14 protein-coding genes, 1 tRNA gene and 3 pseudogenes are annotated in these 13154 nt (G+C 52.8%); 9 read left to right on the top strand and 9 right to left on the bottom strand.

The annotated features are described in order from the left end of the window. Positions 1–15: 15 nt before the first annotated feature. From CKF42_RS01915 to CKF42_RS01895, 5 genes are all read right to left on the bottom strand, one after another. Positions 16–951: a cytochrome d ubiquinol oxidase subunit II gene (locus tag CKF42_RS01915; RefSeq protein ID WP_111207361.1), complete on the bottom strand. Its 936-nt coding sequence runs from the start codon at positions 949–951 to the stop codon at positions 16–18. A gap of 9 nt (positions 952–960) precedes the next feature. Next, positions 961–2325 carry a cytochrome ubiquinol oxidase subunit I gene (locus CKF42_RS01910; protein ID WP_111207360.1) on the bottom strand — a complete coding sequence of 455 codons (1365 nt, stop codon included), beginning with the start codon at positions 2323–2325 and terminating at the stop codon, positions 961–963. 359 nt (positions 2326–2684) lie between these two features. Continuing rightward, positions 2685–3650: a magnesium and cobalt transport protein CorA gene (locus tag CKF42_RS01905; RefSeq protein ID WP_009091558.1), complete on the bottom strand. Its 966-nt coding sequence runs from the start codon at positions 3648–3650 to the stop codon at positions 2685–2687. A gap of 103 nt (positions 3651–3753) precedes the next feature. Continuing rightward, the gene (locus CKF42_RS01900) at positions 3754–4773 is read right to left on the bottom strand and encodes a DUF481 domain-containing protein (RefSeq protein ID WP_058956336.1); all 1020 of its coding nucleotides are present in this window, start codon (positions 4771–4773) and stop codon (positions 3754–3756) included. Between the two features lie 104 nt (positions 4774–4877). Beyond that, positions 4878–5474: a DUF1349 domain-containing protein gene (locus tag CKF42_RS01895; RefSeq protein WP_111207359.1), complete on the bottom strand. Its 597-nt coding sequence runs from the start codon at positions 5472–5474 to the stop codon at positions 4878–4880. A 195-nt stretch (positions 5475–5669) separates the two neighbouring features. On the opposite strand from CKF42_RS01895, the gene CKF42_RS01890 reads away from it, so the two are divergent. Next, positions 5670–5906, top strand: a complete 237-nt coding sequence (locus CKF42_RS01890; RefSeq protein ID WP_003854080.1) for a DUF2171 domain-containing protein — start codon at positions 5670–5672, stop codon at positions 5904–5906. A 133-nt stretch (positions 5907–6039) separates the two neighbouring features. Here the strand turns inward: CKF42_RS01890 and ddpX are convergent, their stop codons facing one another. Further along, positions 6040–6627: a D-alanyl-D-alanine dipeptidase gene (ddpX, locus tag CKF42_RS01885; protein ID WP_111207358.1), complete on the bottom strand. Its 588-nt coding sequence runs from the start codon at positions 6625–6627 to the stop codon at positions 6040–6042. A gap of 871 nt (positions 6628–7498) precedes the next feature. On the opposite strand from ddpX, the gene CKF42_RS01875 reads away from it, so the two are divergent. Continuing rightward, positions 7499–7714 (top strand): SymE family type I addiction module toxin, encoded by a 216-nt coding sequence (locus CKF42_RS01875; RefSeq protein ID WP_111207356.1) that lies wholly within the window; start codon positions 7499–7501, stop codon positions 7712–7714. Between the two features lie 70 nt (positions 7715–7784). Here the strand turns inward: CKF42_RS01875 and CKF42_RS21025 are convergent, their stop codons facing one another. Beyond that, positions 7785–8033, bottom strand: coding sequence for a hypothetical protein (locus CKF42_RS21025; RefSeq protein ID WP_140028199.1), 249 nt, complete (start codon positions 8031–8033; stop codon positions 7785–7787). A 450-nt stretch (positions 8034–8483) separates the two neighbouring features. Here CKF42_RS21025 and CKF42_RS01870 point away from each other — a divergent pair. From CKF42_RS01870 to CKF42_RS01850, 5 genes and pseudogenes are all read left to right on the top strand, one after another. Beyond that, positions 8484–8726 (top strand): annotated as a pseudogene (locus CKF42_RS01870) (tyrosine-type recombinase/integrase); the annotation flags it as partial. 252 nt (positions 8727–8978) lie between these two features. After that, on the top strand, positions 8979–9782 hold the full coding sequence (locus CKF42_RS01865; protein ID WP_111207355.1) for a DUF3289 family protein: 804 nt from the start codon (positions 8979–8981) through the stop codon (positions 9780–9782). After that, positions 9775–10227 carry a DUF943 family protein gene (locus tag CKF42_RS01860; protein WP_111207354.1) on the top strand — a complete coding sequence of 151 codons (453 nt, stop codon included), beginning with the start codon at positions 9775–9777 and terminating at the stop codon, positions 10225–10227. The genes CKF42_RS01865 and CKF42_RS01860 overlap by 8 nt, the downstream gene beginning before the upstream one ends. A 178-nt stretch (positions 10228–10405) precedes the next feature. Next, positions 10406–10690: pseudogene (locus CKF42_RS01855) on the top strand (glycoside hydrolase family 19 protein); the annotation flags it as partial. A gap of 254 nt (positions 10691–10944) precedes the next feature. Beyond that, positions 10945–11208 (top strand): annotated as a pseudogene (locus CKF42_RS01850) (tyrosine-type recombinase/integrase); the annotation flags it as partial. A gap of 15 nt (positions 11209–11223) precedes the next feature. Here the strand turns inward: CKF42_RS01850 and CKF42_RS01845 are convergent. Then, positions 11224–11300, bottom strand: a tRNA-Arg gene (locus CKF42_RS01845). Between the two features lie 94 nt (positions 11301–11394). After that, the gene (locus CKF42_RS01840; RefSeq protein WP_111207352.1) at positions 11395–11898 is read right to left on the bottom strand and encodes a DUF1198 family protein; all 504 of its coding nucleotides are present in this window, start codon (positions 11896–11898) and stop codon (positions 11395–11397) included. Positions 11899–12071: 173 nt separating this feature from the next. On the opposite strand from CKF42_RS01840, the gene folD reads away from it, so the two are divergent. Together folD and ybcJ are read left to right on the top strand one after the other, a co-directional pair. Further along, positions 12072–12938: a bifunctional methylenetetrahydrofolate dehydrogenase/methenyltetrahydrofolate cyclohydrolase FolD gene (gene folD / locus CKF42_RS01835; protein ID WP_009091578.1), complete on the top strand. Its 867-nt coding sequence runs from the start codon at positions 12072–12074 to the stop codon at positions 12936–12938. Next, entirely contained in the window at positions 12939–13151 is a 213-nt protein-coding gene (gene ybcJ, locus CKF42_RS01830; protein WP_111207351.1) for a ribosome-associated protein YbcJ, read from the top strand. It begins immediately after the preceding gene. The last annotated feature ends 3 nt before the right edge of the window (positions 13152–13154 follow it).

Genomic DNA, 13154 nt, shown 5'->3' with positions numbered 1-13154 from the left:
CATAGCGGACGGGCATTATTTCGCGCGGCGCTCAACCCAGAACGACCAGCTGTGGTAGAGCAGCGTGAGCGGCATCGCAATCACCGCTCCCACCAGCACAAAACCCTGCGTGACCGGTGAAGCGGCGCTGTCGCTGAGCGTAAACTGATAGGGCACCAGCCACGGATAGAGGCCACACAATACGCCGCTAAAGAGTGCGCTAATCAGCATCAGCGTCAGAATGAGTTGCAGTAGCGGCCTGGCGCGCCACAAGGCCACCGGCAGGGCGATCCAGAGCAATACTATCGCGCCTGCCGCGATCCTGCCCGGCGGTCGCTGCCAGCTCTGCCGCCAGAGATCGGCATTGAGATAGAGGTCGGCCAGAAAAATAACCAGCGCCAGCAGCCACCACAGCCAGCTCAGTGCCGCCGCCAGCGGCTGTACCCGATCACCAATGCGCCAGCCAATCCAGCAGCAGGCCAGCAGCGAATTGATCGCGATCAGGCCTGCGCCGCTGAGCAGCGGCACCAGACTCAGCCCATCCGGCAGGCCGGTCTGCGGCTGAGCGCTGATGATCATGCCGGCACACCAGCCCTGAATAAAGGTCGCCAGCGCGGAGCTGCCCGCCATGAGGCGATCCAGCCAGCGACGCAGGCGGGGAGAACTCTGAGCGCGATACTCCAGTGCCATCGCCCGCACCAGCAGCGCCAGCAGCATGGCAAACAGCGGGACACTCAGCTGACTGAACAGCAGCGCATAGACCGGCGGAAACAGCGCCAGCAGCCCACCCGCCGCCAGCACCAGCCAGGTTTCATTCGCATCCCACACCGGCAGAATGCTGTGCGTCATCAGTTCACGCTGTTCATCATCGTGAAACCAGCAGAAAAGCATCCCCACGCCCAGATCCGTGCCATCCAGTAGCAGGTAGAGCAGCAGAGAGAAAGAGATAATCAGCGCAGAGAGATCGGCCATGGCACTCTCCTAATAGGGCGTTTTCAGCGCAATCACCACCGGTTCTCCCGATGGCATCTCACCCTTAACCCGGCGCAGCAGATAGCGTAAGCCGAGGGCGAAGGTCAGCGCATAGATCAGCAGCACCGCCACGAAGATGCCCAGCGTGCTGCTGAGTGACAGCGGCGAGACGCTTTGTGCGGTGCGTAACAGGCCATAGACCGTCCACGGCTGACGCCCGACTTCGGTCACGACCCAGCCTGACAGCAGGGCAATAAAGCCCGCCGGTGAGAGCCATGTCAGCCAGCGCAGAAAGCGCCCCGACGTGGTCAGCCCTCCCCGCCAGCGCTGCAGATTTGCCGCCAGCGTGGTCGCCAGGATAATCATCCCCAGCCCCACCATCAGGCGAAAAGCGAAAAAGACCGGGAGCACCGGGGGGATGTCATCCGCAGGAAATTCGCTCAGGCTTTTAATGTGGCCGGAGAGGTTGTGGCGCAGATAGAGCGATCCGAGTGCGGGCAGAGTGACCTCCAGAACGTTGCGCTGTGCCTGCTGGTCTGGCAGCGCAAACAGCCGCAGAGGCTCCCCCTCCCCGGGAGCTGGCTGGTGCCAGCTGCCTTCCATCGCAGCCAGTTTAGCGGGCTGGTAGTCACGGGTGTTTTCACCGTGCAGATCGCCGAGAACGATCTGCAGTGGCACGGCAAACAGCAGCAACGTCAGCGCGCTGTTGAGCATCAGACGCGAAGCCGCCTCCCCGCTGAAATGGCGAAGTCGCCACGCCGCCACGCCCGCGATCATCACCGCCACGGCAATCAGCGACCCGACCACCATATGGCTGAAGCGCCACAGAAAGGAGGGAGCCTGCAGAAGCGACCGCCAGCTGTCCGCCAGAAAAACTCCGTTCGGATCCCGCGTAAAGCCGACCGGCGTCTGCATCCATGAGTTAGCGGCCAGAATCCAGAAGGCGCTGAGCAGCGCGCCGAACGCCACCAGACAGGTTACGGCAAAATGCACGCCGGGCCGGATTTTGTTGAAGCCGAACAGCATCACTCCGGTCAGGGCCGATTCGAGAAAAAACGCGACCAGCACCTCATAGAACATTAACGGCCCAATCACGCCGCCGGCCTGCTGTGAAAAGCGCGCCCAGTGCGTGCCGAACTGAAACTCCATGACGACGCCGGAGGCGGCACCTATCGCCACCGTCAGGGAAAAGAGCGTCAGCCAGAAGTGCAGCGCATCCCGTGCAGCCTGCTGCTTTCCCCACAGCCAGCGCGCCTCAAACCACACCAGAAAGGGGGCCAGTCCCAGCGTCAGCGCCGCCAGCGTAATATGCATGCCCATGGTCAGCGCAAACTGCGTCCGGGCAATTGCCAGCACCCAGTCGCTGTCATTCATGGCAGTATCGTCCCGAAGCCTCAGATCCGCCGGAGTGCGTGACGGATGAGGAGAGACACGCCGCCGCAAGCCGTTCTTTCATCTGAATCTCTCCTGATCTTATTGCCTCTCATCAGCGTCAGGCTTATTTCGCCAGACGGTAAGTCGCCTCTCGTTTTGTCAGTTTATCGTAGTGAAGAAATAAAAATTCAGCCAGCATCGACCGGGAAGGAATAACAGCACGTGCAGAACCACATTAATTGCCATCCGGCGAACAGCGATAAAAAAGATATTATCGTCGTACCGGATGCGCTGCGCGTAAATAACGAAAATAAGCATTAAGCGAGGCGGAGAATTAATTCGTCCGCCTCTGGATTGCCCTACAGCCAGCCGGAGCGACGCAGCCTGGCCCACAATCCGCCGCAGGCCAGCAGCGTCAGACCGACAGCCAGCGGATAGCCATAATGCGACTTCAGCTCCGGCATATGTTCGAAGTTCATGCCATACATGCTGAACACCACGGTCGGGATCACCAGGATGGCGCCCCACCCCGCCAGCTTTTTTACCACCTCATTCTGCTGCACCGTCACCAGCGCCAGATTGACCTGCATGGCACTGGTGAGCATCTCGCGCATATCTTCCGCATCGGTCACCACATGGCGGGCGTGATCCTGCACGTCCCGGATATAGGCGCGCAGCGGGCGCGGGATCAGATCCTCATGCAGGTGAATAAGCTGGTTGCAGATCTCCTCCAGCGGCAGTGCCGCATTGCGCAGCTTCAGCAGCTGCCGCCGCACAGTATAGACCGCCTGTACCGATCGGCGGTCAAATTCGCTGGTGAAGAGATCGTTCTCCATCTGCCCGACGCGTTCGTTCAGCGAGGTGGAGAGTTCGGCATAACGGTCGACAATAAAATCGAGCAGGCAGTAGAGCGGATAACCCGGCCCCAGTTTCAGCAGCGCCGGATTTTCAGCCGCCCGTTCGCGCACCGGACTGTAGCTCTCCGAGGCACCGTGACGGATGCTGATCAGGAAATTTTTTCCGACAAAGAAATGGGTTTCGCCCAGTTCACAGCTGTCATCTTTCGCACGCACCGTTTTCACCACGATAAACAGCGACTCGCCATAATGTTCGATCTTGGGCCGCTGGTGCGCATTCAGCGCATCTTCAACGGCCAGTTCGTGGAGTCCGAACTCTTCTTTGATCTTTGCCATAAACGCCGCGTCTGGCTGCCACAGGCCGAGCCAGATAAACGCCTCCGGCTCTTTAATCACGTCGCTGATATCCTCAACGTCTATCTCTTCGCCCGCGCATCCCGGACGATACACCCTGCTGCTTACGATCATCTTTTGTGTTCCCGTTGTGACAATAGAAGCAGCTTAGCCAATCCCGCGCCCGTAACCGGATAAAAACCGTAAGGATTTGCTGCAACAGTGTGTCGTCAGCGGGTTACCACTTCAGGCCTAATCCGGTGGAGAAGATCCCTTCGTTCAGGGTATCAGGAATGCCGCTGACCAGATTACGATGGTAGCCAACATGCAGGGTCGACCAGGAGGTCAGGCTGTAGCGCAGGCCAACTTCCGCATCCAGCATGAATACGCCGTCGTCATCCAGCGAATGACCGACATCACCGTTGCTGTAGAGCGTGACCGATTTGCCCAGCAGATAGCGCTGATAGTTCCAGCGCAGCGAGCCGCCAAAGTGGCGCTCCTCCCGATCATCGCTGTAACCATACTCAAAGGCGCCACCCAGCAGGGAGAGTGAGAAGCTGCTGAGTTCGGTGTCCCACAGCTGATAGCCGGGACCGGTGCCAATCAGTGCCTGGCGTGACAGATTCTCCACCCAGTCGCGCTTATAGGTGGCGCGTGCCTGCCAGAAGAACTGCTCCCGGAACAGATAGTCAACGGCGTAGCGCAGGCTGTAGTTGTCAGTGTTGACACTCGCGTTTTCCTGCTCGCGATTGTAGGTTGCGCCAATATCATGCCGCCATTTTCCCTGGTTCAGCTTGGTGTTGAGCGCAAAACTGTAGTCGTCCGTTTTGGTAGAGGCCTTTTTGACCTTCATACCGGCGTCGATGTTGCCGGTCCAGGCGAGCTGATCGCTGCGGACTTTGGCTTTCATAAACTCATCGATGCGCCTGACGGAGACCTGCTGCTCCTGCTCGTCGCGCTCCACCCAGACGTAGCCGGGGTCAGAGGAGGAGAGCCGCACCTGATAATGTTCACCGGTTTTTTTGTTTTCAACATTCACCGGATTGTCGCTGGCGAGGGTGCTGACCGCATTCCAGTCCAGCGTGACCGTGCCGGCGTAATGCGTCTCTATCGCCAGCTTGCCATCGCTCAGGTAACGGATGGTGCCGGTGAGCCGGTCGCCATTATTCAGCCAGACGGTATCCGCGGCGGCCTGCTGAGCCCATCCGGCGCAGCAGCTGATAACCAGCAGTGTGGTAAACGAGGTGGCACAGCGCATAGCTTTCCCTGAAAAGGCGTCGTCCTGCATGGACGACGCGTCACCGCAAATTCTGACCTGACAATTAAGCCGATTCCGCGACGATATGCAATGTGCCGCCCCGGTTATGACAGGTCGTGCAGCTCTTTACTGAGAGGAGGCCCCAGCCTGAAGTCGGAAAAACGGATCGCCAGCCCCTGTCGCTCCGGCGAGCAGCCCATCACGCCGACAAAACGCCGCGCCTGACCGGGCCAGGGACAGAGCCGCAACAGTGGCCAGGTCAGGCCGTCGGTGGAGTACTGGATTCGCAATGCCGCCTTTTCCAGCGTGGCGCGCATCCAGAACTGACGCGCATCACCGGGGAAAACACCGGTAGACCAGTCAGAAAACTCGCGCGTGACCACGCTGCCGATTGCAGGCTGGTCATCGTTAAACTCAATGCCTGCTTTAACCCAGTGCGTTTCACTGTCCTGAATAAACAGACCGGCCTGGTCATAAAGCTGGCTGAAGTCCGCCCTCACCTGCACCTGAACGGTAAAGTCGTGTTCCACCCAGAAGCCAAATGCATGGCCGCTGTGCCGTTCGAAGCCGTACCAGGTACGCTGCCAGAAATCGCTGTTTAACGCGGTTTCAAACTGCAATGTTTCACCATCCAGACTGTGCACCGGCGGCTGATTAATCCAGACGCCGCCCTCGGCCGTTATTGAACTGACTGCTCTCATGGTCACTCCTTTCAGTAAGGTAAAACGCCTGCAGGCTGGCCTGCAGCGAGGTCATCGGTCTGATCATCATCGCCATCAGGGCCAGTCAGCTTAACTATTTCATTTTGTTAATCGCCTGGCTAAAACGGCATTTAACAGCCAGGCTTGTTTTGTCTGACGGCAACTGAACTCATTAAATATAAGGATTAAGCCACCATGGTAGATAAATCAGAAATTTTAGATCACGCTCAGGTTGTTGATGTTAACGGTGAACATGTCGGTATCGTCGACCATTTCGAAGGTGACGACAAAATTAAGCTGGCGAAAAGCGATCCGGAAGCGGGCGGCAAACACCACATTATTCCTTTCAGCTGGGTGAAAGAGGTTGACGATAATAAAGTCATCCTTTCTAAAGCCAAAGCTGACGTTGAAAGCGAGTGGCAGTCTGCATAATATCGTCGCCGTGGCTTCCGCCACGGCGTATTTATTTCACGTCCCTGTTTGTGCGCCCTGCCCCGCCCGTTCTCTCTATCCCTTTAAATTTATTACTGCATAAACTTTTCGCCGCTAATAAAACCTGCGTCCTTTACGAAGACAGGCTGATATTTTCCATTCGCGTTGTTGCATAGCAGCCGAATACCCCTTCGATGAGTGGATAGCGCCCGGCATCGGGCAGTTCAAAATGCCACCATTCAGTTGCAATGCCGGTAAACCCACCTCCCAGCATGATGGCATTGAGCAGCAGCCGGTTGCGCTGCGCCTGCACGGCTACCGCAGGATGATAAGGATGGGAGTGCTCGCTCATCTCATCAAAGCCGGTGCCCATATCCATTATCTCGCCGCGCTCGTCGATCAGCGTCACATCCACCGCCGTGCCCCGGCTGTGATTAGAGCCGAGCGCCAGGGGAACAACATAGTCTGGATTCGGGCACGCCTGCCAGAGGATCGCCTGCGCTTCAGGAGGCCGGTACGCGTCGAGAATGAGCAGCGTATAGCCCGCGACCTCTGCAATATCGATACTTTTCGCCAGCGCTTTTGCCGCATCTACGTGCAGCAGACAGCGCGCGTCGCGGTAGATTGGCTGCCCGGTGAGGTTGTCGGCGGTGGCGTATTTGAGATCGATGGCCAACCGGGGTAAGGCGTCAGCGATGTCTGTCAGATGGTTATTTTCCATGGTGGTGAGTTCCCTATTTATGCGCTGTGTCAGGCTAGCCATGAACGGTGATGTTGCGGGGTATCATGGCACTGCGGCAGGGGGAAGGAAAGTGTGTGATGAGGCGTGCTGTGGCAGCGTGATTACTCAGTGTTGTGGCTGGCATATTTAAGGCTTCGCAATAGCTTCAGGATTCACCCACTCAATAGTGTCGACTCCGGTGTATGATGGGGATGCATACTGCCGCATTGATGTTCATCATTTCACAAAGGGTGTCTCGCAATGAAAATAGGGATATTTATGGCAATCCTTTTCGTTTCCTGGGTTCTTATACCCGAAGGATTCATCAGCTCGTTGATTGCAGGCCAGATTAATGGTGATGGTGAAAGTGCTATGGATAGCTTCGGATTCACAGTGATTCTTCTAAAGGTGCTTTTTTGTGTGCTGCTTGCCTTCACTGGCATCTGGTTATATCACAAAGCTAAACGACGCAGTCTGTAAAAAGCGCGTCATCGGCAGCCATCAGAAATCCCGCTGAGCCTCAGGCGTAACCATAAAGACAAAAACAGGATGAGTGTAAGGAGCAGCAACATTTTTGAGAAGGACTGAAGGCGAATAACACAGATTCATAATATGAATTTCCGCCCAGAACAGATATTACAGATCACATCAAAAATAAGAGATAAGCAAAATGTGAAGCGGAAAGAATTCATTTTTTCAGAGAGGCATCGCAACATTATGTTTAAGTTTCAGCAAGTTTACCGGGCAGAAGTTGTATATTTAAACAGGTAATAACAGAACGGGAAGCGCGAAAAGAGAGATTTTTGCGCGGCTGAAGCGGGCGGCAACCCGCAGCAGCCGCTGACCATAAGCAACTAAGAAGGAGTTGATCATGGCTGACACGCATCATAAGTCAGAGACACGCACATCCACAACCGCCGCCAGCGAATCGCGGGCGCATTATTACAAGGTGGGATACCGACCCAACAGGGGCCAGCCGAACCCGCTGCCACAGCTCACCATCAAGGGGCGCTGGCTGGAAGCGCTGGGCTTTACCACCGGGCAAAAGATCGAGGTAATCACCGGGCCGGGACGGTTAATCATCTAGCTGGCGACTGAACGGTAACTGGCTGACACATAATGTAAAATCCCGGCAATAAGGCCGTGATTTACGTACATCACTCAGGATTTGAAGGCGAGGACGGTTTCTCTTTCGACATAAGACATTGTCCCACGCCAATAATCACCCCACATCCAATTGATATTTCAGCTGCTCTGACTAAGTCATTTCGATAAAAATCAAAATCACCTGATAAAAAATAGGATGCCAGAGATATAAATATTCGACCACCTACAAGAATAATGAAAAGGCCCACTACCCATGAAGAAATCAATAATAATAAGAGTTTAATTTTCTTATTTTGCATCACTCTTTTCTCCAGTTGCTGCTGAACTTTTTCAGCCAGGTTCTGTGCGGAACTTCCAGGATATTCAGAACCAGCAGATTCAGCTACTGCTCCTTTATTTTAGGTATAGAAAGTCTGGTAAGCCTGCCCGCTGATGTCCCCAGCCGTTGGCTTTTTACCCGGATTCGCCTTCCGCCTCTGCCGTCTTCATCTGCCCCGGCGTGACATCCTTCACCCGTTCGTTCGCGGCCTTCGTCGCGGCTATCTGCCTCTCTTTCCGTGTTATGTCCGCCGCCCGGTTACTGATTTTACCTATCAGCTGCGTCTCACGCAGCCGGTTCTGCTCACGCTACTTGTCAAATAGCGGCGACAGAGTCTGGTTCGCGTGCTCTGCGGCTCAGCGCGTCCCCACTCACCCGCCACCTTCGTCACCGAGCTGTCGCTGCTCATAACCGCCCCATCCAGTTGCGTGTGAAAGACTTCCGCTTATATACCCTGAGGCACACCTAGGCGAACTGCTTAATCCAGTCTGGCGTTCCGCTGTCCGCGCTGCAGGAAATAGGCGGATGGGAAAGCATCGAAATGGTGCGTCGATATGCTCATCTGGCACCTAACCATCTGACTGAACATGCGCGCAAAGTTGACTCACTTTTGGAGGATAACAACACAAATATGACACAAGGAAAAAATCAGGTAGGGTGGAATCTGGCGTAAGCCACTGAAATCGATGCAGGATTATAACTTGCGAGCCAGTCATCTGTTGCATATGTGATTTTTTCATTTAAATTTGTGATCTGCCTCCAAATATGACTCTTTAGAAAATGACTATTCTCATGGCTAAAGTTCATCACTGCATGATCGTGTGGGCGTCGATGACTCTGAACAGAGTTAAGAAAATTCTCAACCTACCTTACAAACAGAAAATGTATAATACTTAATCATTTGAATAAAAGGGATTGATTTTAAATGAAAGGAATCGACAAAAAACTGATCATCTTCACTACAAAAAAAAGATTTAATGACAGAAATGCTGATGACATGCAAAGTGGCGATATGGATGTTAATTTACTGAGAAAGCATTATCATCTCGGGCAAGTTTCAACTTTCATCGATTGGACTACTTTTGGCCCATCCTATCAGCATCCTGCTACTCACTCTATACAGCCGGTCAGTAGAGAAAAAGCTATTGCGATATTATATGATGAGCTACGATCTCAGTCCTATGCTTTTTCTTTCCGAGGACCATACCAAGGCTTGATTATAAATCTTTTCAATCACATGGAACGTAGTAATGGAAATGATTTTCAACATCCTTTTATGAACAATGCCTACAGAAATCTCATATTGAGTGACAACTCTATCGATAGCACATTATCCATAATTAAAAGCACTATCGAGCAATTTGATTTTAATAAGTCACAATTGACGAAAGAGCATTTTTCAAATGTGTTGTCTAAAAGTCGCCTACCTAAATACACAAGATGGAAAGATTTCGTCAATGGAATGGGCATTACTATTCACGATATAAACAGCACAGAAATCTCTATAGAAAGCCTGACCTTTCAGGGCAATAAATATAGTGCGACTGTCAAATACAGAGCACAAGATCATTTTGGCTTAGATAAAGAAGATATCTTAAAAGTTAAATTTAACTCTATTGCTTTCTTTAGAATATGGTTCGTTCTACAGAGAGCAAAGCATTTTTCTCAGAAGCCATTTTTCACAAATTTTGAGGCTACTATAACATTGACAGGAGAAAACAATGTTTAAATACAAAAGGATTAGCGTAGTTGTGATTTTTTTAATAACAGCATACTGCTTATGGATTGCTACAAAGCCAGCCAAAATAGTCAGAGTTGATAATGGTGCAGTTTTTGTAGAACATCTACCAATGACTACTGAAGGAAAACTAAACTGGTGGTTGAAAAATAAAGATTCACTTCAGAAAAAATATCATATTATCAGCACTCCTGATAATTACACAGTTATCGTCATGAATTTCGGCGGTTATGAACAATTACCAAAAGGAACCAGAGATGGTTCAATTGATGACTATACCTGCTTTGATGATAGTAATGGCGAGAATAAGAAATGTGTTTATAACAGCATAGCAATTATTGTTAGAGGAAGCCTTAATAGTAAAAGCTATATTAATATAGACGAGCATACATACACCTTAACGCCAGATGGTAAATTAAAAGCTGAAGAGAAATAATAAAGATGAAACAGGCTTAACTTTCCTCTTTTTCAGCTTTTATCGTCACAGGGTTAAACTTAGTTTTCATCAACCTTTTCATGCGTTGAAACAGACAGTTTCCCTGCACTCATTGTAAGAGCCAGATACAAGAACAGGCCGCAATGTCGGCAACAAGTTTCCGGGAGATGGATCTGAATATATTGTCCGTGGGGTGCTGCATCTTACAGGCAGGGAAAATTATGACCGCTACGGCAAAATTCTACATAAGGATTTGGTCAATCATCCAGATTCCGTTGCCGTTTATCCGGACATTGCAGTCAGAACAGCGTGCGAGTTCTGGGTCTCACGGTTCGTTAATCCACGTGCGGATAAAGACGATTTGAAAGCCGTTACACTGCTTGTTGATGGTGGCCTGAATGGCTTTACTCAAAGGCATCTGGCGTTGGATCGTATTAAAAAGGAAATGGGGATTGCTCAATGAAAAACATTAAAGCTGCTGTCATTCTATCGGGATAACGATGACAGAATCTCTATTGATAAAAAAGTTACCCCGCTGGCAAAGATTAAGAATCCGCAAGGCGGCACCCGAAAATTAGACGCTCTTGAAATTTGGGGATATATCTATAAAGGTAAATACCGTATGCACTTTATGTATTATTTGGACGTGGATTGTACGCTGATGGGTGAAGAAATACTGGAGTTTGCGAACCTGTAAGATTCACATCACCCCAGAATATCGGTCTGAAAGCGGCAGGGATTGAAGACTTCCATTTGCATGACCTGAGGCACACCTGGGCGAACTGATTAATCCAGTCTGGCGTTCCGCTGTGAGCGCTGCAGGAAATGGGAGGCTGGAAGAGTATCAAAATGGTACAGCGATACGCTCACCTTGCACCTAACCACTTAACGGAGCATGCACAGCAAATTGATGCGATTTTTGGCAGTCGTGTCCCACATCTGTCCCATGTGGAAAATCAGGTAGTCGGAGGAGGGGGGTAAGTCATTGAATTTATTTGGCACGCCCTACAGGATTCGAACCTGTGACCTACGGCTTAGAAGGCCGGTGCTCTATCCAGCTGAGCTAAGGGCGCATGGAGATGGCACGGATTATACGTCGGGTAGCGGGTACGTCAACGTTTTTGCCGCTTCCCGGCTGCGAAGTGCTGCTGTAATGACCAATTGGCGTCAGTGACGCTTGCGCCATTCGCTGAGCGACACGAGTTTACTGCTGCCGGTGAATTCTCCTTCCAGCTCAATCCCTTGTGATGTGAAACGCGCATTGTATTGCTCACGAAGTGCGTGCAGCTCCCGGCTATCTGGCTCCAGCTGTCGCAGAAAGCCCAGCGCGAGCAGCAGCTGCTGGCGGCTGATAAGCGGTGGAAAACCGGCATGCCTGAGAATCGCATGCCAGCGCTGGCTGTTCTCTTCGCTGCCGTCAACAATCAACACCTGCCAGATCAGCAGTACCGCTGCACCATTATGCAGATGCGTTTCATTGTCGCTGCTGAGGTAGTCGGTAAACTCTTTCGCCGCCTCTTTGCCCATCATAGCGATCATCGACTCCACCTGTACCGGAGGCAGACGCAGCCGTTTGCTGAGCCGCTGGGCGGCGTGGCGTGAGCCAGCGGTGAGCAGCTGAAATCCAGCGACAAATACCACCGCCAGCGTAGCAAGCATTATCCAAATCATGACTTCGTCCCCGGGTTGTCCTGCCGATATCATACGCATGCAGGCTGGCTCTCGTCGCGACGAAAAAGCCGGAAGGCGCATACACGGCTGAAACTGTGACTGACAGCAGCCCGCGCTTCTGACAAAATAGCCCCCTTCCCCGATTCAACACAACACAGTGGATTTCCTCTCTGATGGCAGCAAAAATTATTGACGGTAAAACGATTGCGCAGCAGGTGCGCGTTGAGGTTGCGGAAAAAGTGAAGCAGCGCCTGGCGGCCGGAAAACGCGCCCCGGGCCTGGCTGTCGTGCTGGTGGGTGAAAACCCGGCCTCGCAAATCTATGTGGCCAGCAAACGCCGTGCCTGTGAAGAGGTCGGATTCCACTCGCGCTCTTACGATCTGCCCGCCACCACCCGCGAAGATGAGCTGCTGGCGCTGATCGATACGCTCAATCAGGATGACGATATTGATGGCATCCTGGTTCAGCTGCCGCTGCCAGCGGGCATCGATAACGTGAAGGTGCTGGAGCGCATCACGCCTGATAAAGATGTCGATGGATTCCACCCTTACAACGTGGGTCGCCTGTGTCAGCGCGCGCCCACGCTGCGTCCCTGCACGCCGCGCGGTATCATCACGCTGCTGGAGCGCTACAACATCGACACCTACGGCCTGAATGCCGTGGTGGTCGGCGCGTCCAACATCGTCGGTCGCCCGATGAGCATGGAACTGCTGCTGGCGGGTTGCACCACAACCGTCACCCACCGTTTTACTAAAGATCTGCGTCACCACATTGAACACGCCGATCTGCTGGTGGTCGCGGTGGGCAAACCCAACTTTATTCCGGGTGACTGGATTAAACCCGGCGCGATTGTCATCGACGTGGGGATCAACCGTCTTGAGAGCGGCAAAGTTGTGGGCGACGTTGATTTTGAGAGCGCATCAGCACGCGCCTCCTACATCACGCCGGTGCCGGGCGGTGTGGGCCCAATGACCGTCGCAACACTGATTCAAAACACGCTGCAGGCGTGTGAAGAGTTTCACGATAAAGAGGTAGATTAAATGGCAACGTTTTCACTGGGAAAATTCCCGCATGTCGATCTGTGTGACCTGCTGAAGCTGGAAGGCTGGGTTCAGAGCGGCGCACAGGCGAAAGTCGTGATTGCCGACGGTGAAGTGAAGGTCGATGGGGCGGTGGAAACCCGTAAGCGCTGTAAAATCGTAGCCGGTCAGACCGTTGAGTTCGCGGGTTACCGCATTACAGTGGTCGCGTAATCT

The organism is Pantoea sp. ARC270, assembly GCF_003236725.1.
GTDB classification, from domain to species: Bacteria; Pseudomonadota; Gammaproteobacteria; order Enterobacterales; family Enterobacteriaceae; genus Pantoea; species Pantoea anthophila.
This window is presented reverse-complemented; position numbering and strand designations above follow the sequence as displayed.